17 protein-coding genes, 2 tRNA genes and 1 pseudogene are annotated in these 15,891 nt (G+C 63.7%); 3 read left to right on the forward strand and 17 right to left on the reverse strand.

Features of this window, described 5'->3' with window-relative positions:
• Positions 1-423 (forward strand): annotated as a pseudogene (locus tag NZ849_RS04500) (ribonuclease R); the annotation flags it as partial.
• Here the strand turns inward: NZ849_RS04500 and NZ849_RS04505 are convergent.
• A complete protein-coding gene (locus tag NZ849_RS04505) occupies positions 420-1,055 on the reverse strand; it encodes a hypothetical protein (protein WP_295404662.1) in 636 nt (211 codons plus the stop codon). The pseudogene NZ849_RS04500 and the gene NZ849_RS04505 overlap by 4 nt on opposite strands.
• A gap of 63 nt (positions 1,056-1,118) precedes the next feature.
• Positions 1,119-1,337 (reverse strand): transcriptional regulator, encoded by a 219-nt coding sequence (locus NZ849_RS04510; RefSeq protein ID WP_295404666.1) that lies wholly within the window; start codon positions 1,335-1,337, stop codon positions 1,119-1,121.
• Between the two features lie 162 nt (positions 1,338-1,499).
• Here NZ849_RS04510 and murA point away from each other — a divergent pair, with 162 nt between their 5' ends.
• Positions 1,500-2,783 carry a UDP-N-acetylglucosamine 1-carboxyvinyltransferase gene (gene murA / locus NZ849_RS04515; RefSeq protein WP_295404669.1) on the forward strand — a complete coding sequence of 428 codons (1,284 nt, stop codon included), beginning with the start codon at positions 1,500-1,502 and terminating at the stop codon, positions 2,781-2,783.
• 125 nt (positions 2,784-2,908) lie between these two features.
• Here the strand turns inward: murA and rpsI are convergent, their stop codons facing one another.
• The 10 genes from rpsI to glmU form a co-directional block, all read right to left on the reverse strand.
• Entirely contained in the window at positions 2,909-3,295 is a 387-nt protein-coding gene (gene rpsI, locus NZ849_RS04520) for a 30S ribosomal protein S9 (RefSeq protein WP_295404672.1), read from the reverse strand.
• Positions 3,295-3,735 (reverse strand): 50S ribosomal protein L13, encoded by a 441-nt coding sequence (gene rplM, locus NZ849_RS04525; protein ID WP_295404675.1) that lies wholly within the window; start codon positions 3,733-3,735, stop codon positions 3,295-3,297. Before rplM ends, rpsI begins: the two co-directional genes overlap by 1 nt.
• Positions 3,736-3,862: 127 nt before the next feature.
• On the reverse strand, positions 3,863-6,109 hold the full coding sequence (locus NZ849_RS04530; protein WP_295404678.1) for a transglycosylase domain-containing protein: 2,247 nt from the start codon (positions 6,107-6,109) through the stop codon (positions 3,863-3,865).
• 49 nt (positions 6,110-6,158) lie between these two features.
• Entirely contained in the window at positions 6,159-6,551 is a 393-nt protein-coding gene (locus NZ849_RS04535) for a response regulator (protein WP_295404681.1), read from the reverse strand.
• 79 nt (positions 6,552-6,630) lie between these two features.
• A tRNA-Gln gene (locus NZ849_RS04540) sits at positions 6,631-6,704 on the reverse strand.
• Between the two features lie 49 nt (positions 6,705-6,753).
• Entirely contained in the window at positions 6,754-7,719 is a 966-nt protein-coding gene (locus tag NZ849_RS04545; protein WP_295404684.1) for a 4Fe-4S dicluster domain-containing protein, read from the reverse strand.
• A gap of 20 nt (positions 7,720-7,739) precedes the next feature.
• Positions 7,740-8,819 (reverse strand): bifunctional 3-deoxy-7-phosphoheptulonate synthase/chorismate mutase, encoded by a 1,080-nt coding sequence (locus NZ849_RS04550; protein ID WP_295404685.1) that lies wholly within the window; start codon positions 8,817-8,819, stop codon positions 7,740-7,742.
• A 38-nt stretch (positions 8,820-8,857) separates the two neighbouring features.
• A complete protein-coding gene (gene tatC / locus NZ849_RS04555) occupies positions 8,858-9,610 on the reverse strand; it encodes a twin-arginine translocase subunit TatC (RefSeq protein ID WP_295404688.1) in 753 nt (250 codons plus the stop codon).
• A 3-nt stretch (positions 9,611-9,613) separates the two neighbouring features.
• Positions 9,614-9,859 carry a twin-arginine translocase TatA/TatE family subunit gene (locus NZ849_RS04560; protein ID WP_295404691.1) on the reverse strand — a complete coding sequence of 82 codons (246 nt, stop codon included), beginning with the start codon at positions 9,857-9,859 and terminating at the stop codon, positions 9,614-9,616.
• 51 nt (positions 9,860-9,910) lie between these two features.
• Positions 9,911-11,302: a bifunctional UDP-N-acetylglucosamine diphosphorylase/glucosamine-1-phosphate N-acetyltransferase GlmU gene (gene glmU, locus NZ849_RS04565; RefSeq protein WP_295404694.1), complete on the reverse strand. Its 1,392-nt coding sequence runs from the start codon at positions 11,300-11,302 to the stop codon at positions 9,911-9,913.
• Between the two features lie 92 nt (positions 11,303-11,394).
• Between glmU and NZ849_RS04570 the strand changes: the two genes are divergently transcribed.
• On the forward strand, positions 11,395-11,967 hold the full coding sequence (locus NZ849_RS04570) for a thioredoxin family protein (protein ID WP_295404697.1): 573 nt from the start codon (positions 11,395-11,397) through the stop codon (positions 11,965-11,967).
• A gap of 483 nt (positions 11,968-12,450) precedes the next feature.
• Here the strand turns inward: NZ849_RS04570 and NZ849_RS04575 are convergent.
• The 5 genes from NZ849_RS04575 to NZ849_RS04595 form a co-directional block, all read right to left on the reverse strand.
• A tRNA-Ala gene (locus NZ849_RS04575) sits at positions 12,451-12,526 on the reverse strand.
• A gap of 37 nt (positions 12,527-12,563) precedes the next feature.
• Positions 12,564-12,944 (reverse strand): hypothetical protein, encoded by a 381-nt coding sequence (locus NZ849_RS04580; RefSeq protein ID WP_295404700.1) that lies wholly within the window; start codon positions 12,942-12,944, stop codon positions 12,564-12,566.
• Positions 12,945-13,052: 108 nt separating this feature from the next.
• Positions 13,053-14,411 (reverse strand): NAD(P)(+) transhydrogenase (Re/Si-specific) subunit beta, encoded by a 1,359-nt coding sequence (locus tag NZ849_RS04585; RefSeq protein ID WP_295404703.1) that lies wholly within the window; start codon positions 14,409-14,411, stop codon positions 13,053-13,055.
• Between the two features lie 40 nt (positions 14,412-14,451).
• A complete protein-coding gene (locus NZ849_RS04590; protein ID WP_119360146.1) occupies positions 14,452-14,745 on the reverse strand; it encodes an NAD(P) transhydrogenase subunit alpha in 294 nt (97 codons plus the stop codon).
• On the reverse strand, positions 14,745-15,872 hold the full coding sequence (locus tag NZ849_RS04595; protein ID WP_295404709.1) for a Re/Si-specific NAD(P)(+) transhydrogenase subunit alpha: 1,128 nt from the start codon (positions 15,870-15,872) through the stop codon (positions 14,745-14,747). Before NZ849_RS04595 ends, NZ849_RS04590 begins: the two co-directional genes overlap by 1 nt.
• Between the last annotated feature and the right edge of the window lie 19 nt (positions 15,873-15,891).

Consider the following 15,891-nt stretch of genomic DNA (forward strand, 5'->3'; position numbering starts at 1 on the left):
GACCAGTACCACTATCATGAGGACCTGCTGGCCCTGGAGGGCCTGCGGAGCAAACGCCGTATTTGCATAGGAGATGAGATGGAAGTGAAAATCGAGGGGGCTGACCCCGCCGCACGGCAGATTGACCTTGTGCCGACCGAGCGTTTTCTTGAGGTAGGAACAGGCGCCCCCGTCGCGGGCAAGAAGCCGCCCAAGAGGGAGACAAAGGCCCGCCGGAAGGTGGGGTCTACCGAACCGAAGGGTTTACCGCCTCATGCGAAGGCCCGGCCGCGGCGGGTGGTGGGTCCGCCGGAGGAACGCCGGGGCTTCGTCAAGCCGGTAAAGGTCAGGGTGCAGAGAATCTACTTTGGCGCTTGGGGAGGAGAGGCTCCGGCTGAGCCGCCTCCGGTCAAGAAAAAGCGCCGTAGGCGGAAGAAGTCCTAAAGGCCAAACCAGGTGAAGGGGTAGTAGGATAGGAGTTCCTCTCGGTGGGGCTCCACCAACTTTTCGTTGTCTGAAGAGGCTTGAGGCCGCTCCATCTCTACGCGGGGGTTGAAGTCGCCGGCCCCAATCTGGCGTAGCACCTCGCTGGGATCGAGCTGCGGTAGGCCAAGGCCTAAGGCGCTGTAGACCTGCCGCTTAATCCAGGCGTACTCCTCCGGCGACAGCCCTTCTTGGTTTAACGCCTCCACCTGGAGGCGCTTGGCCTCTACGATAAGGGCACTGGAGTCTCGGAACAGGTCAAGAGCGGTGCGGTAGTCCAAGGTGAACTGGCCTACCTGCTGCCTTGCCAGTTGGTCTAGGCGGGCGGCGATACGCTGGTAGCGCTCCCCTAGCCCCTGCTTGACCTGCCGCTGAACCCTAAGCAGCTGCTCCACCTGCTCCTTGCTAAGGCGGTCATCGGCGGGGGGGCGGTAGGGACTTTGGTTTTTCACCCCTTGGTCCATAACGATGACCTGGCGCAGCTCGTTGACCAGGTTTTGGGCTGGCCGCACCAGGAAGACGTAGGCCGCCCAGCCCCCCAGGACCAGAAAAAGCGATAGACCGAGCAGTCCAAGCGCGAGCCATCGGGCCATAGGGTTTAAAATGGCATGGGATGAGGTGCGGGAATGGGGGTTTGGACGCAATCTGGGTAGGCCTTACTCCTCCGCCTCGAGCTTCCTAAGAAGCTCCTTCAGGCGAGCTTTTTCCTGGCCTTCCCCCAGGCCATCCGCCAGCTTTTCGATGGCCAGCCGCACCACCTCCGATTTGGATACGAGCTGCTCGGGGCTGGAAAGCTCGTAGGCCAGACGGGTCAGGAGCGCGTCTTGCTCATCGCTGATAACCACTTGTAGGCGTTTTTTCTCCTTCTTGGGCATGGCGAATTTTCGCTGGGCGCGAACCGCTGCGTGCGTTTCTGGTATCAGTTTAGCACGTTGCATTTGTGCTTGACAACACTGCTATGACTCACTACACTCATAGTGAGTATTGTGTGTAACACAAGCAACAACTTTCCCCCCCGACAAGAGCCGAGGTCCCCTATGGGTCGAGTCCTTGTGGTTCGTGGTGGCGTTCCCCTCAGGGGGGAGCTCCGGGTCCTTCCAGCGAAAAACTCTGCCCTCAAGCTGATGGCCGCCAGCCTGCTTACGGATGAGCCGGTGGTGCTGGAGGAAGTTCCTCGCCTGCGCGATATAGACGTCATGCTGGAACTCCTGGGCCACCTGGGTACCCGTCATGCCTGGGAGGGCCGCACCCTTCACCTTCATACCCCTGAGATTCGCTCTACCCAGGCGCCCTTTGAACTGGTGAGCAAAATGCGGGCCAGCTTCAATCTCCTGGGGGCCTTGGCGGCTCGAGCCGGGGAGGGCACGGTGCCCCTTCCGGGGGGCTGCACCTTTGCGGAGCGGCCGGTGGACCAGCACATCAAGGCCCTGCGGGCCCTGGGTTTTGAGGTTGTCGCCCAGGTCACCGAGGGGGGGATGGCCTATACCGCCCGCCGGGTTGGGCCGGCTTCGGGCCGGGTGGTCTACGACCTGCCCACCCTGGGCGGAACCGAGCAGGCCCTTCTAGCAGCGGCCCTAGGGGGTGAGGCGGTGCTGGTCAACACCCCTCAAGAACCCGAGATAGTGGACCTGTGCCGTTTCTTGGTGCGCATGGGGGTGGAGATTGAAGGCATCGGCAGCGGCATCCTCCACATCAGGGGCAGGCCCCGCTTGAGGGGTGTGCGCTACCGGGTCATCCCCGACCGAATAGAGGCCGGCACCTACCTCCTGGCTGCAGCAGCCACCCGGGGCTCCATTACCCTGACCCACGTGGAGCCCTTCCATATGGACGCCCTTTTGGAGAAGCTCAGGCAGTCGGGGCACCGCATCACCATGGGGCGCGATTGGGTTCGTCTGGAGGCTGTGCCCGACCCCCAGCCTTTCAACCTCGAGGCCCGCGAGTATCCCGGCTTTGTCACCGACCTCCAGCCCCCTGCCACGGCCTACCTGTGCACAGTGCCTGGCACCTCGCTGGTTTCCGACCGAATCTACCCGGATCGCTTCACCCACGCGGGCGAGCTGGCCCGCATGGGTGCCAATATCACCCTCAAGGACCGCACCCTCATCATCCAGGGCCGTCCCCTGAGCGGGGCCGCGGTAGAGGCCCGGGATATACGCGCTGGAGGAAGCCTGATTATTGCCGCCTTGGCCGCTGAAGGGGAGACCCACATTGCCGGTCTGCACCACATTGAGCGCGGCTACGAGGATGTGGAAAACCGCTTGAGAAGCCTAGGGGCCCAGGTGGGGTTGCAGCAGCCCGAGCTGGCTTTAGCTGCGGACTAAAGTCGATGGAAGCTGGTCGGGTGGGCCACAGCAGAGGGCGGGGGTGGTCCGCGGGATGACAACTTCGCATTTTTCCCCAACAGCAAAAGCCCCGCCCACGGGCGGGGCTGGGGTAAGGAGGGAGGTTAGCGCTTGCTGTACTGAGGGGCTCGGCGAGCCTTGTGCTTCCCGTACTTTTTCCGCTCAACCTCGCGGGGGTCGCGGGTAAGCAGACCGGCGGGTTTCAGCTTGGTCCTCAGGTCGCTGTCGTAGTTGACCAGGGCTCGAGCGATGCCAAGTTGAATGGCGTCAATTTGTCCTGACTTGCCCCCGCCCTTTACGGTGATGTAGGCATCAAAGCGGTTGGCGGCGTCCGTCCGGCGCAGAGGCTCTAGTGCAGAAACCGCCTTGACCAGACCGCCGAAGTACTCGTCGAAGGGAAGACCGTTGACCTTGATGTTGCCGTTGCCTGGGCGCAGGAAGACCCGGGCCACGCTGGTTTTGCGCCGGCCAGTGCCATAGTACTGCTCCATCACTTGACCTCCATCTTGACCGGCTTTTGGGCCGCATGGGGGTGCTGCGGGCCGGCGTACACCTTCAGACGGCGGAACATCACCCGCCCTAGGGGGCCTTTAGGCAGCATGCCCTTCACCGCGTGTTCCACCACCTTGACGGGTTTTTGAGCCAGCATGACCGAAGCGGGGATGCGCTTGAGGCCGCCTGGGTAGCCGGAGTAGCGGGTGTAGACCTTGGTGCGGAGCCTGGAGCCCTTGAGGACCACCTTGTCGGCGTTGATAACCACCACGCAGTCGCCCACGGCCATGTTGGGGGTGAAGTGGGGCTTGTGCTTGCCGCGCAGCAGGGCGGCAATCCTCGAAGCCACCCGGCCGAGGGGCTGGCCCGCTGCGTCGATCAGAACCCAGCCGGGTTCTTGAGGTTTGGGAACATAGGTCTTGAACACAGCCATCTCCATGTTCCGAGAGCGCCTACCATCGCTCCCGCAGGGTATTCTCTGCTTTCTCTAGGCCGGCTCGGGGGCACCGGCCTGAAAAAGCGCCACCGCGGAGTATAGCATAGCTTTTTGCCCCTTTGCAACAAAGCTAACGGCAGCGGTAGGTGCTGAGCTGGTTTTCGGAGACCTGAAGCCACACCAGGCGGTCGGTGGGGGTTTCTGGGGTGGCTAAGCAGCCGGTGTCGCGGTCTAGGGCAATGGTTTGGTAGGTGCTGCCGCTGGCCACAGCCGACCCGGGCCGAGCGGTGTAGGTGGGGGAGCTTGGTCCGGCCGTGGGGGTGCTTTGTGGGCTTGCGCTCAGAAGCCGTTCAGCTTGAGAGGCTGGGAAGACAGCGGTTACACCGCTTGCGCTTGGATTACCGGTGAGCAGGTCAAAGCTGGCCTGGACCAGCCCGGGTGGCTGGGGAAAATCGCCCGCAGGCCGGCCGCGAAGGGCTTCCTCTACGAAGTCGCGCCAGATGGGGGGATTGACCAGCGAGCTGCTGGGCTCCACTCCACCCATGCGCTGAGGCTTGTGGTCGTCCCGGCCTACCCAGAGTGCGGCCACCAGGCCTCGAGTAGCCCCGGCAAACCACAGGTCGATGGCTTGATCGCTGGTCCCCGTTTTGCCTCCGACAACGCGGCCAGGGATGCGGGCCTGCCACGCCAGGCTGTTGCGAAAACCCGGGGGTACGTCGTATACGTATCCCTTGAGCATATCCCATATCTGGTAGGCTACCTGAGGGCTCCAGAGCAGGGTCTTCTTCCCCTCAGGCTGGTAGATAATACGGCCCTCGCTGTCCTCTACGCGCAACACCAGGCGCGGTTCTACCCAGTAGCCGCCGTTGACGAAGCTGGCATAGGCTGCAGCCAGCCCTATGGGGGTGATCTCCGCTCCCCCGCCGATGGCGTTGGCCAGAACGGCCATATTGCCGGTCAAGCGGAAGCCTGCGGCGCGAAGCTTATCGCCCAGACGCTGTACCCCGATGGCTTCAGCGGTGCGAATGGCGGGGAGGTTGAGCGAGCGGTCGAAGGCGTAGCGGATGCTGACCGGGCGGTTGAGGTAGGTTCCGTCGAAGTTCTTGGGGCGCCAGACACCCTGGGGGGTGCGGTACTCGATGGGGGCGTCCAGTACGGTGGTGGCCTGGGTCCACCCCGCTTCCAGGGCCACGCCGTAGGTGAACGGCTTGATGGCCGAGCCGGGGCTGCGCCAGGCCTGCGTGGCCCGGTTGAACTCACCCTCGGTGCCCGGACGGGCGCCTACCATGGCCAGGACCTCCCCTGAGTTGGGCTCGAGGGCTACTAGGGCAAGCTGGGCCTGGTCGGGAAGGCGCCGGCCGCTAACCGCCTTCTCCGCGGCTGCTTGCATGCGGAGGTCAAGGGTGGTGATGACGCGCAGACCGCCTTGGTTCCTGAGCTTATCGGAGCCAATCTTGTCCTTCAGGTAGCGCTGGACCTCGTACACGAAGTAGGGGGCCATCCGCACATTGCGTTCCGGGATGACGCGGGCGCTGGGGTCTTTGAGCGCGGCGCTTTTCAGGTTTCCGGCCTCGTCGTAGCTCACCTCCCAGCCCTTGGGGACCAGCTTGTAGCGCCAGGCGTTTTCGGCTTCCTCAGGGCTAATCCACCCCTCGGCCACCATGTTGTTGAGCAGCACCCGCATCCGGCGGCGGGTGGAGGGGTAGTCCAGGTAGCGGGTGTTGGGCGCGGGAATGAGCACCGCCAGGTAGGCTCCCTCGGCCAGGTTGAGCTCGGAGGGTTCCTTGCCGAAGTAGGCTTGGGCAGCGGCCCAGATGCCCTGCGCATTTCCTCCCCAGGGCACCACGTTGAGGTACATCTCCAGGATTTCCTCCTTGGAATAGCGGCGTTCAACCTGCAGGGCCAGGGGGAATTCCTTTAGCTTCCGCTCGAGCCCGCTTATGCCCCGCCTTTCCAGCGCCAGCTCGCGCAACAGGGTGTTCTTGACGACCTGGGTGGTGATGGTGGAGCCCCCTTGCAGGTCCCCCCGCAGGGTGTAGTAAAGCCCCCCTAAAAGCCGCACGGGGTCAACGCCGTAGTGCCTGAAAAAGCGCTGGTCTTCGGAGACCACCACGGCCACCACCACCGCTGGGGACACCTCGCTTAGCCGTACAAGCTGCCGCGCAATGGCCCGGCCGTCCTCCACCGAGGCCAGGTCGGCAATGGGAACGCCGTCGCGGGTGTAGAAGGTTGAGGTGGCGGTGAAGCGAAGGTTGTCCAGGGCCTCGAGGCTGGGGAGGTCACGGGTGAGCAGCCAGATAACATAAGCTGTCCCCGCCAGGCCGCCCAGAAGGGCTGCAGCAAGAACCACCTTGAGAATTCGGAACAAACCTCGCACGAACCCCAGTCTATCAGCCGGGGGTTAGGCCTTGCTGTAACCTGGGCGGCTACAGGCTAGGTTGCCGTTGGGGCAGGCCGCGCAGGATGTTTGAGAGAGCTTTGCGGTCTAGAGGCTTGGAGAGGACGTGCTCTACCCGGACGAACTCCGCGGTTAGCTTGGCCCGCTCGTCGCTGTCGCTGAGGAGCAGCACCACCGGTACCTCCCGAAGACGCCGGCTCATCTTGAGGCGGGAGGCGATGGAGAAAGGGTCTATCTCAATCGCGTCGTCCAGAACGATGGCCCGCGGAGTTTGGGCCTTTAGAAACTCCAGGGCTTGCTGGGCCCTTTCGTAGAACTCCCCTTGAAAGCCCTGCTCCTCTAAACAGAGTTCCAGCAGAGCCCGCAGGGCCGGGCTCGAGGTGACCACCAGAATCTTTTCGGTCTGCGGTGCGGATGACATATGACCCGATATTAGCAAAGCCAACAGAGGCGAGAGGCACAAACGTCACAGTAAAACCCCCGGTGGGCCCAGGGGTTTCTGGCTGGGGCACGTGGACTCGAACCACGACCGGCGGTTCCAAAGACCGCTGTCCTGCCATTAGACGATGCCCCAGCGGGACAGCAAGGGTATTTTAGGGCTCTGAACACCGGCTGTCAAAGGGCTATAGGTCGTACCAAGGGGGAACGCCCCGGTAGAGCTCAATGGGGCCACCCAGCACCTCGGCCCGGTCGGCCTCGGCCAGGGTAATCACCTGGGGTGGACAGCTTTCCACGCAGGCCCCACACCCTGTGCAGGCCGACACGTCCAGCTTCAGTACATACTCTTCGCCGCTGGGGCTGCGTTCCCGTTCTACCGCCTTGGTGGGGCATACGTTGCTGCACACCGGGCACAGGGTGCATCCCTCTCCCACCGCAATCCGGGGCCAGCGCACGCTTTGGGCCCGAATTGCCGCTGCCCGGCGTAGCCGCAGCTCAGCAGGCCGCTCGGCCCGTTTGTCCTCGTAGGGCTCCTCCGGGAGCAGGGGTAGGCTGGGCATCAGCTCGGCGGCAGAGCGCTTGGCCCCGCCAAAGAGCGCCCCGAAGAATTCCCGGCGGCCCACCTCAGCGCCAGCCAAGGGCTCCTGCTGGAGCCGGACCTCCAGGCCCGGGAAGTAGCGGCGGCCTTCCTCGGCGATTTGCAGCACCCGCTCGGGAATGGAAGGGCCGCCGATCTTGCAGCTGGCGCAGTCGCCGTGGGCTAGGGTGAGGGGGCCAAACCGCGCGCTGGCTTCGGCGAGCAGGCCCGGGGTGAGCTGGCCCAAGCAGTACACCTCATCCCCGGCCCCCGGTGCCCTGGAGCAGCGGAGCTGCCCTTTGCCCCGGTGGAGCTTTTCCTGAATTGACCCCAAGGGAAACTCCAAGGCCAGCCCAGGGCAGGCTGAGGTGCAAAGGCCACAGCTCGTGCACCGAACCTCGTCTATCTCCACCGTGAAGTTCTCCAGGCGGATGGCCTGGTGAGGGCAGGCCTGCTGGCATCTGTCGCACCCCCCTACGCTATTCCGCTCCAGGAGGCAGCGCGGCCCGGTGTAATCAGGGGTGGGGTCGGTGAGCTTGAGGAAAGCCCCCACAAGGTTGTCCAGTAGTCCCACAGCTACCAGCCTACGGCAGGTTAGGCCCTCGAGGTGGCCTTGGGCAACAGGTCCTCTATGGCCCGCAAGAAACCCTCAAATTGGGCGAAGTCGAGCTGTTGCTCGTTGTCGGAGAGGGCTACCTTGGGGTTGGGGTGGACCTCCACATGCACCCCGTCCAGCCCGGCGGCCAGTGCAGCTCGGGCCAGCGGGGCCAGCAGGTCGCGGCGGCCTGCGGCATGGGTTACATCCACGATGACCGGCAGATGGCTGAGCTGCTTGGCCAACACGGCCGCCGATAGGTCAAGGGTGTTGCGGGTCCAGCGTTCAAAGGTGCGGATGCCCCGCTCGCACAGGATCACCTCAGCGTTGCCCTGAGAGAGGACGTATTCGGCGCTGTAGAACCACTCCTCCACGGTCTGCGCGAACCCTCGCTTGAGCAACACCGGCTTGTTGGCCCGGCCCACCTCCCGCAGCAGGGCGAAGTTCTGGGCATTGCGGGTCCCTATCTGGAGGATGTCGGCGTACTGGGCCACCAGTTCCACATCGCGGGTGTCCATCACCTCGGTGACGAAGACCATCCCGAAGGCATCCGCAGCCTGACGACCTAGCCTGAGGCCGGTCTCCCCCAGCCCCTGGAAGCCGTAGGGCGAGGTGCGGGGTTTGTACGCGCCCCCCCGCAGTACCCTGACCCCATGGCTGGCTAGGAAGCGCGCGGTGGAGAGCATCTGCTCCTCCGACTCGATGGAGCAGGGGCCTGCCACCAGCACCTTCCCCTCTCCAAAAACCACATTTCCAACCCGTACCTTGGTGTCGTCGGGCTTGACCTTGCGAGAATAGAGGAATTTCCGCTCGTCCTGGCGTTCCTCCAGCTCGAGCGAGGCCTTGAAGATTTCCTTGAACAGCCGCTTGATGGTTTCAGCAGGGAATGGGCCGGGATTCTCCTGGGTGAGGTAGGCCAGCATCTCTTCCTCTCGCTTGGGGTCGTAGTGGGGAATCCCCAGCTCGGTCTGCACCCGCCCGATCTCGCTGACCAGCCTGCCCCGCTCCGAGAGGAGCCGGAGCAGCTCCCGGTTGACGCGGTCCACCTCTTTTCGAAGGTCTAGGATGCGTTGATCCATGCTCAATGGTATACCAGACCGAGGGGAGCCGGCACAAGCTAGGCAGGGCTGGCCTCAGCCTCCTTGGGCTGCTTCCGCTCAGCCCACTTGACCAGCAGGATGGAAACCCCGTAGAGCACCATCAGCGGGATGGAAACCAGGCTCAGGTTGACCACGTCCACGGTTGGGGTGATGATGGCCGCCAGAGTGACCAGCAGCACCACCGCAATGCGCCAGTTGTTGATCAGGAAGCGGCTGGTGAGGAGACCCAGCTTGGCCAGCAGGTAGCTGACCACCGGCATCTCAAAGAGGATGCCCATTAGGGCCAGGAAGGTGACCACCTGGCCCATGTACATGCCGATGGAAATCTGGGGGGTCACCACGTCCCCCAGAAAGCCCAGGAGGAAGGGGACCGCGAAGGGGAGCAGCACGAAGTAGGCGAAAACCGCACCCAGGGCAAAGCTGAAGCCTGCGCCAAGGATGAAGGGAACGGCCAAGCGGCGTTCGTGGTCGTAGAGACCCGGGGCGATGAAAGCCCAGACTTGGTAGACGATGAAGGGGAGGGCCAGCGCCAGCCCTCCGAAGGCGGCCACCTTGAAGGCCGTGAGAAAGGGCTCGGTGATGTTGAGCACGATGAGCTCGGCCTTAACGGAGGCGCTGGCGTTGTAGGCGTCCAGCGGCCGCTTCAAGGCGGCCAGGATCTGCACTCGAAAGGTGAAGGCCACCGCGGTCATGACCGCCCAGGCCACAATAGACCAGATGAGCCGGTTGCGCAGCTCCTCGAGGTGCTCCATCAGAGGGGCTTCGCGCATGGCCTACCTCTTGGTACCCTCGATGGGTTTGCTAAGCTCCTCTACGGGCTTGCTGAGCTCCTCCTTAATCTCCTTGATCTCCTTTACCTCGGCGGCCTTTTCAAACTCCTCCCGTACGCTCTTCACCCCCCGCTGGAACTCCCGGATGCTTTGCCCCAGGCTGCGCCCCAGCTCCGGTAGCTTGCGCGGTCCGAAGAGCAGGAGGGCGATGAGCAGGATGATCAGGATCTCGGTCATTCCTAGGTTCATCTTCAACCCCTTTCCCCTCAGTTTACTCCTTGTGGCTGAAGCCTACCTGAATTAGCCCTGCTGGGCTGTGGTTTCCGCCTCCTTGCGCTTGACGTAGCCCTCGATGTTGCGCTGGCGCATTCGGGCAATGGCCAAGGCGCCTTCGGGGACATCTTGGTTGATGGCGCTTCCCCCAGCGACGAAGGCCCCGTCAGCCAGGGTCACAGGGGCGATCAAGACGCTGTTGGAGCCCACAAAGACCCGCCGGCCGATGGTGGTTTTGTGCTTGCGCTTGCCGTCGTAGTTGGCGGTGATGACCCCTGCGCCAATGTTCGATTCCTCCCCCACTTCGGCGTCGCCCAGATAGGCCAGGTGGCCGGCTTTGGCTCTGCGCCCCAAGCGGGCGTTTTTCAGCTCCACAAAGTTGCCCACGTGGGCCCCTTCCTCCAGGTGGGCCCCGGGGCGCAACCGGGCAAAGGGGCCCGCGTCGGCGCCGCTCTCAATATAGGCTCCCTCGCACACGCTGTGCGACCGAACCTTGGCGTAGGGCTCCACCACGGTGTCGCTCAGCACGGCGTAGGCCCCCACCTCCACCCCCTCGCCCAGCCGGGTTCTGCCCCGCAGGATGACCCCTGGCCAGAGGGTTACGTCTGGAGCTAGTTCCACGCTGGGCTCGAGGTAGATGCTCTCCGGAAGGACCATCCGCACCCCTTGGGTCATCCAGTGGGCCCTCAGCCGCTCCAGCAAGACCCTCTCCACCTGGGCCAGCTGGGCGCGGGAGTTGATCCCGAGCAGCTCCTCTGGGTCCTTGGACTCCACCGAGGCCACCTTCTGTCCGGCTTCTCGGTAGATGCGGATTAGATCGGGCAGGTAGTACTCGTTGGCGGCGTTGCGGTTGTCTACCTGCTTCAGCCTTTCCCAGAGGGTGCTATCAAAGCAGTAAACGCCGGGATTAATCTCCTGAATGGCCTGTTCTTCGGGGGTGGCGTCCTTTTGCTCCACGTTGCGCAGAATTTCCCCCCTTTCATCCCGCACGATTCGGCCATAGCCGGTGGGGTCGGCCAGCCGCATGGTCAGCAGGGCCATTCCCGCCTTCTCCCGCCTCAAGACCTCCACCAGCCCCTTCAGCGTCTCCACCCGGGTGAGCGGCGTATCCCCCTGGGTCACCACGATGGGCCCTGGAAAGCCGGCCAGGACGCTTTCAGCCTGGGCCAGGGCATGGGCGGTGCCGAGCTGCTCCCTCTGCTCTACGAAGGTGAGGCCCGGATGGTCCGCGAAAGCCTGCCGTACCTGTTCGGCCCCATGGCCCACCACCACCACCACCCGCTCGGCCCCGCTCTTGAACGCGGTTTCGATGCAGTAGCCCACCAACGGCCGGCCCAGGAGGGGGTGCAGCACCTTGGGCAGCTTTGACTTCATCCGGGTGCCCAGACCCGCGGCGAGGATGACCACAGCGTGCGCCATACCCCCTGATTTTATTCGGAAACCTGAGGATGGGTGCGGAAGGTGGGTCAGGGGGCTTGGACGCAAGGGGGCAGATTCGCTAGCATGGGCCTATGCTTCAGTACGACCAGCTCCCCTTAGGCACCCCCCTCATCGACGCTGAGTTGCCCGACCTGGAGGGGCGTTTGCGCAGGCTCTCTGAGTTCAGAGAACCCCTCCTGGTGGTGCTCTTCATGTGCAACCACTGCCCCTATGTGAAGGGCTCCATTGTGGAGATTGTGGGGCTTGCGAGGAAGTACGCGGGTAAAGCGGCCTTTGTGGGCATCAACCCCAACGATTACACCCGCTACCCCGAGGACTCCCCGGAGGGTATGCGGGCCTTTGCGCAGGAACACGGGGTTTCTTTTCCCTACCTGCTGGACGAGAGCCAGTCTACGGCCAAGGCCTATAGGGCCCTGCGTACCCCAGAGGTGTTCGTTTTTGACGCGGAGCGTAACCTGCGCTACCGCGGGCGGGTTAACGACCAGCCCAAAAACCCGAGCGAGGTTACCGACCATACCTTGGAGGCTGTGCTTGAAGCCCTCCTCCAGGGGAAGGAGCCCCCGGTGGCCCAGGCCGACGCCATCGGTTGCACCATCAAGTGGAAGCCGGGCAACGAACCAACCGTGAGCATTGGCCAGCGGTGAAGAAAACGGCGGGGTGAGCCCCGCCGTCTTGCCCTTTCAGGCACCCTGCTGGAGCCCGTAGAGTTCCATTGCCTCGCCCCAGGCCTTGCTCATGCGGAAGGCCTCCCAGGCCACCCTGACCGTGCACTTGGGCTGGGGGCGGTGGAGCACCAGGCGGACGGGCTGCTGCGGCGAACGAAGAAGCGGCCCTGGGGCTGAACGGCTAGCGGTAAGGGTGCTTTCCACGGTTGACCTCCCTGTGCCCCTAGGGTAGCCGAAGTGGTGTTTCTAGGAGTAGATGTCTACTAAAGATTCCTACACTCAAGGATGTAGGTATACCACACAGCGTACACCGCTACGTTTGTACTGTTTTCCTCGTTACACAAAAAGGCTCTAAAAGGGTGGTGTAGCGGTCAGCCTGGGTATACCGTTACATGGCGCTGTTTGGACAGCTTTTGGGGCTGAAGGAGGGAAAAAGGAAAAACCCGGGGGTTTCCCCGGGGCTGGTGGAGCCGAGGGGACTCGAACCCCCGACCTCTTGAGTGCGATTCAAGCGCGCTCCCAGCTGCGCCACGGCCCCAAGCATTGGACAGTCTAGCCGGGAATTCGCCGTCTGTCTAGCCTTCCTTGACGCGTACCTCCAGGCGACCCCGGCGCTCCTGCACCTCGAGCCGAGCCTTGGCGTTGCCGCGCCGGTACTCCGACTTGTAGCGCCCTGGGCTTACCTGGTGCTTTACCCTAACCCAGCCCCGGTTCGTTAGGTCACGGTGGTGGTGCTCGTAGACCTCAGCAATGCGGTCGCTCCGGTACACCACCAGGATCCCCTGGGGTTCGGTCGCTCTTTCAACCACCGCTACTCCCGGTGCCAGGGCAACCCTCAGTTCGGCGCTGATGACCAGAACAGGCGGGGGCGGGGCCTCCACCGTAACGCGGATTTGCCCCCACGAGAAGGAGACAAGGGCCAGACCGGTTAGCGCGAGAAGAACGTGGCGAACCATGCCTTCTATCCTAGCCACTGCGGGTGCGGTTTGGGATGTGAGCCCCCTAAAGCCAGGGTAAAGGACTGCCCTTTTCAGCAGGCGCGCGGGGGGCCCGCCGCCCCGAACCTAAAGCTTCTTCAGGGCTTGCACGAGCTGGCCCAGGACGCTTTGCGCGTCGCCGTAGAGCATGCGGGTGTTCTCAGCGTAGAAAAGCTCGTTCTCCACCCCGGCAAACCCCCTGCCCTGACCGCGTTTGATGACGATGGCGTTTCTGGCCTTGTCCACCTCCAGGATGGGCATGCCGTAAAGGGGAGAGCCCTTGCGCCTAGCCGCGGGGTTGACCACGTCGTTGGCCCCAATTACCACCGCCACGTCGGCCTGGGGGAACTCGGGGTTGATGTCCTCCAGGTCAAATAGCTTCTCGTAGGCTACCCCCGCTTCTGCCAGGAGGACGTTCATATGGCCGGGCATCCGGCCTGCCACCGGGTGGATGGCGAACTTAACCTCTACCCCCCTGCCCTCGAGCACGTCGGCCAGCTCGCGCAGCTTGTGTTGGGCCTGGGCCACCGCCATCCCGTATCCGGGTACGAAGATGACCTTGGAGGCGTAGGCCAGCATCACCGCAGCATCCTCCAGGTCGATGGGCTTGAGGCTGCCTTTGACCTCGCCGGAGTCCTGCTCTACCCCGAAGCCCCCTACCAAAACGCTCCACAGGCTGCGGTTCATGGCCTTGGCCATCAGGAAGGTGAGCAGGGTGCCCGCAGCCCCCACCACCGTACCCGCCACGATCAGGGCCGCATTGCCAATGGCAAAGCCCTCAAAACCCACGGCAAGGCCAGTGAAAGCGTTGTAGAGGGAGATGACCACTGGCATGTCCCCCCCCCCAATGGGCAGGGTCATCAGCACCCCAAAGGCCAGGGCCAACAGAAAGAAGAGCAGCACCGTGGGCCCAGGCTCGGTCAGAAGCACCACCAGGGCAAAAAGGAGCGCGGCGATGCCAACCCCCGCATTGACCACCTGCTGGGAGGGAAACTGGATGGGCCGGCTTGACATCAGGCCCTGGAGCTTGGCAAAGGCGATCAGGCTCCCTGTAAAGGAAACGGAGCCGATGAGGGCCCCCAGGATGGCCAGCAGCTTGAGCCCTTGAGCCTCGCTGAACTCCCCCCGCAGAAGCTCTACCGCCGCGATGGCCCCTGCCGCGCCGCCCCCCATGCCGTTGTAGATGGCCACCATCTGGGGCATGTCGGTCATCTGCACCCGTTTGGCGGCAATCCAGGCTACGACCGTGCCGATGGCGATGGCGAGAAGCATCAGGCCTTGGTTGCGCATGTCTGGCAGGAGAAAGGTGACCGCCGTGGCCGCTACCATAGCCACCCCGGCCCAGACCACCCCACTGCGGGCGGTATTGGGGGAGGACATGCGCTTGAGGCCGAGAATGAAAAGCAAAGCAGTGGCGAAGTAGACGAGCTGAACGAAGTTTTCCATGGCTGGAAACAGCGAAGACCGACGCACCGCCGGTTGCTGGTTACTGACCCCCTTTCGGCTTTCGCTCAAACATTTCCAGCATGCGCTCGGTTACCGCGTAGCCCCCGGCGGCGTTGGCTGCCCCCAAGACCACGCCGAAAAAGCCGATGGCCTGCTCGAGGGGGGTCTCGGCATGACCCAGCACCACCATGGCCCCTACCACCACGATGCCGTGGATGAAGTTGGAGCCGGACATCAGGGGGGTGTGCAGGATGACCGGTACCCGGCTGATTACCTCATACCCAGTAAAAGCGGCCAACAAGAAGATGTAGAGCGCAGCCCAGGTTGCGTCCATCATGAACCTCCAAGAAGCGCCCGGGTGGGCGCGTGGGCAATCTGGCCTTGGTGGGTCAGAAGGGCTCCAGCCAGAATCTCATCGCTCCAGTCGGGCTCGAGCCGACCCTCCTTGATGAGGAGCTTGGAGAGGTTGTAGAGATTTTTGGCGTACATCTCGCTGGCGTGCACTGAAAGCGCGCTGGGCAGGTTCAAAGGCCCCACGACCTTGACCCCGTTGACCTCCACGGTCTCCCCGGGACGGGTTAGCTCGCAGTTGCCCCCTGATTCAGCGGCCAGGTCCACCACCACCGCGCCAGGGCTCATCCGCCCCACCATGTCGGCGGTGATGAGCACGGGAGCTCTGCGGCCTGGTACCTGGGCGGTGGTGATCACCGCGTCCATGCCCCCCACCTCCTTGGCTAGGGCCTCGTGCTGGATTTTCCTCTCCTCTTCGGTGAGCTCACGGGCATAGCCTCCCTCGCCCTCGGCGCTGATGGGCAGTTCAATCACCCTAGCCCCCAGGGAAAGGGCCTGCTCGGCGGCGGCTTTGCGCACGTCGTAGGCCCAGACATTGGCCCCCAGGCGGCGGGCTGTGGCGATGGCTTGAAGGCCGGCCACCCCTACGCCCATCACCATCACCTTGGCCGGGCGAATGGTGCCTGCCGCGGTGGTGAGCATGGGGAAGAAGCGGCTGCTCTCGCGGGCGGCGATCAGCGCCGCCACATACCCTGCCACCGTGGCCTGGGATGAGAGGACATCCATGCTCTGGGCCCGGGTGATGCGGGGGATGAGCTCCATGGCCAGGGCGGTAAGGTTGCCATGGGCCATAGCCCTGACCCGTTCTGGGTCGCGGTGTGGGTACATCAGGCCCACCACGATGGTGCCGGCCTCGAGCCGGGAAAGCTCCGGGGTTGGAAGGGGTTGCACGGTGAAGACCACCTGAGCCCCGGAAAAAAGCCCCTCCCGGTCCACCACCTCGGCCCCTGCCTTTTGGTAGGCCTCGTCGGGGAAGTAGGCCCCAGCCCCTGCTCCGGTTTCCAGGCGTACCCTTACACCCTCCTTGACCAGCCGGCCCACCACCTCTGGGGTCAGGGCCACCCGGCGCTCGCCCGGCGTGGTCTCCTTGGGGACTGCAATCTGAACCATTCCACCTCCACACTCAGCC

Source organism: Meiothermus sp. (genome assembly GCF_025060375.1).
Classification (GTDB): domain Bacteria; phylum Deinococcota; class Deinococci; order Deinococcales; family Thermaceae; genus Meiothermus.

What these genes read in the sequence shown, in the direction of transcription:
- rpsI (WP_295404672.1), bottom strand. Translation starts at nt 3,295, where the DNA reads ATGGAGCAGTACTATGGCACTGGCCGGCGCAAAACCAGCGTGGCCCGG.
- NZ849_RS04535 (WP_295404681.1), bottom strand. Translation starts at nt 6,551, where the DNA reads ATGTCATCCGCACCGCAGACCGAAAAGATTCTGGTGGTCACCTCGAGC.
- NZ849_RS04550 (WP_295404685.1), bottom strand. Translation starts at nt 8,819, where the DNA reads ATGGATCAACGCATCCTAGACCTTCGAAAAGAGGTGGACCGCGTCAAC.
- tatC (WP_295404688.1), bottom strand. Translation starts at nt 9,610, where the DNA reads ATGCGCGAAGCCCCTCTGATGGAGCACCTCGAGGAGCTGCGCAACCGG.
- murA (WP_295404669.1), top strand. Translation starts at nt 1,500, where the DNA reads ATGGGTCGAGTCCTTGTGGTTCGTGGTGGCGTTCCCCTCAGGGGGGAG.
- NZ849_RS04505 (WP_295404662.1), bottom strand. Translation starts at nt 1,055, where the DNA reads ATGGCCCGATGGCTCGCGCTTGGACTGCTCGGTCTATCGCTTTTTCTG.
- NZ849_RS04590 (WP_119360146.1), bottom strand. Translation starts at nt 14,745, where the DNA reads ATGGACGCAACCTGGGCTGCGCTCTACATCTTCTTGTTGGCCGCTTTT.
- NZ849_RS04585 (WP_295404703.1), bottom strand. Translation starts at nt 14,411, where the DNA reads ATGGAAAACTTCGTTCAGCTCGTCTACTTCGCCACTGCTTTGCTTTTC.
- NZ849_RS04595 (WP_295404709.1), bottom strand. Translation starts at nt 15,872, where the DNA reads ATGGTTCAGATTGCAGTCCCCAAGGAGACCACGCCGGGCGAGCGCCGG.
- rplM (WP_295404675.1), bottom strand. Translation starts at nt 3,735, where the DNA reads ATGGAGATGGCTGTGTTCAAGACCTATGTTCCCAAACCTCAAGAACCC.
- NZ849_RS04560 (WP_295404691.1), bottom strand. Translation starts at nt 9,859, where the DNA reads ATGAACCTAGGAATGACCGAGATCCTGATCATCCTGCTCATCGCCCTC.
- glmU (WP_295404694.1), bottom strand. Translation starts at nt 11,302, where the DNA reads ATGGCGCACGCTGTGGTCATCCTCGCCGCGGGTCTGGGCACCCGGATG.
- NZ849_RS04580 (WP_295404700.1), bottom strand. Translation starts at nt 12,944, where the DNA reads ATGGTTCGCCACGTTCTTCTCGCGCTAACCGGTCTGGCCCTTGTCTCC.
- NZ849_RS04570 (WP_295404697.1), top strand. Translation starts at nt 11,395, where the DNA reads ATGCTTCAGTACGACCAGCTCCCCTTAGGCACCCCCCTCATCGACGCT.
- NZ849_RS04510 (WP_295404666.1), bottom strand. Translation starts at nt 1,337, where the DNA reads ATGCCCAAGAAGGAGAAAAAACGCCTACAAGTGGTTATCAGCGATGAG.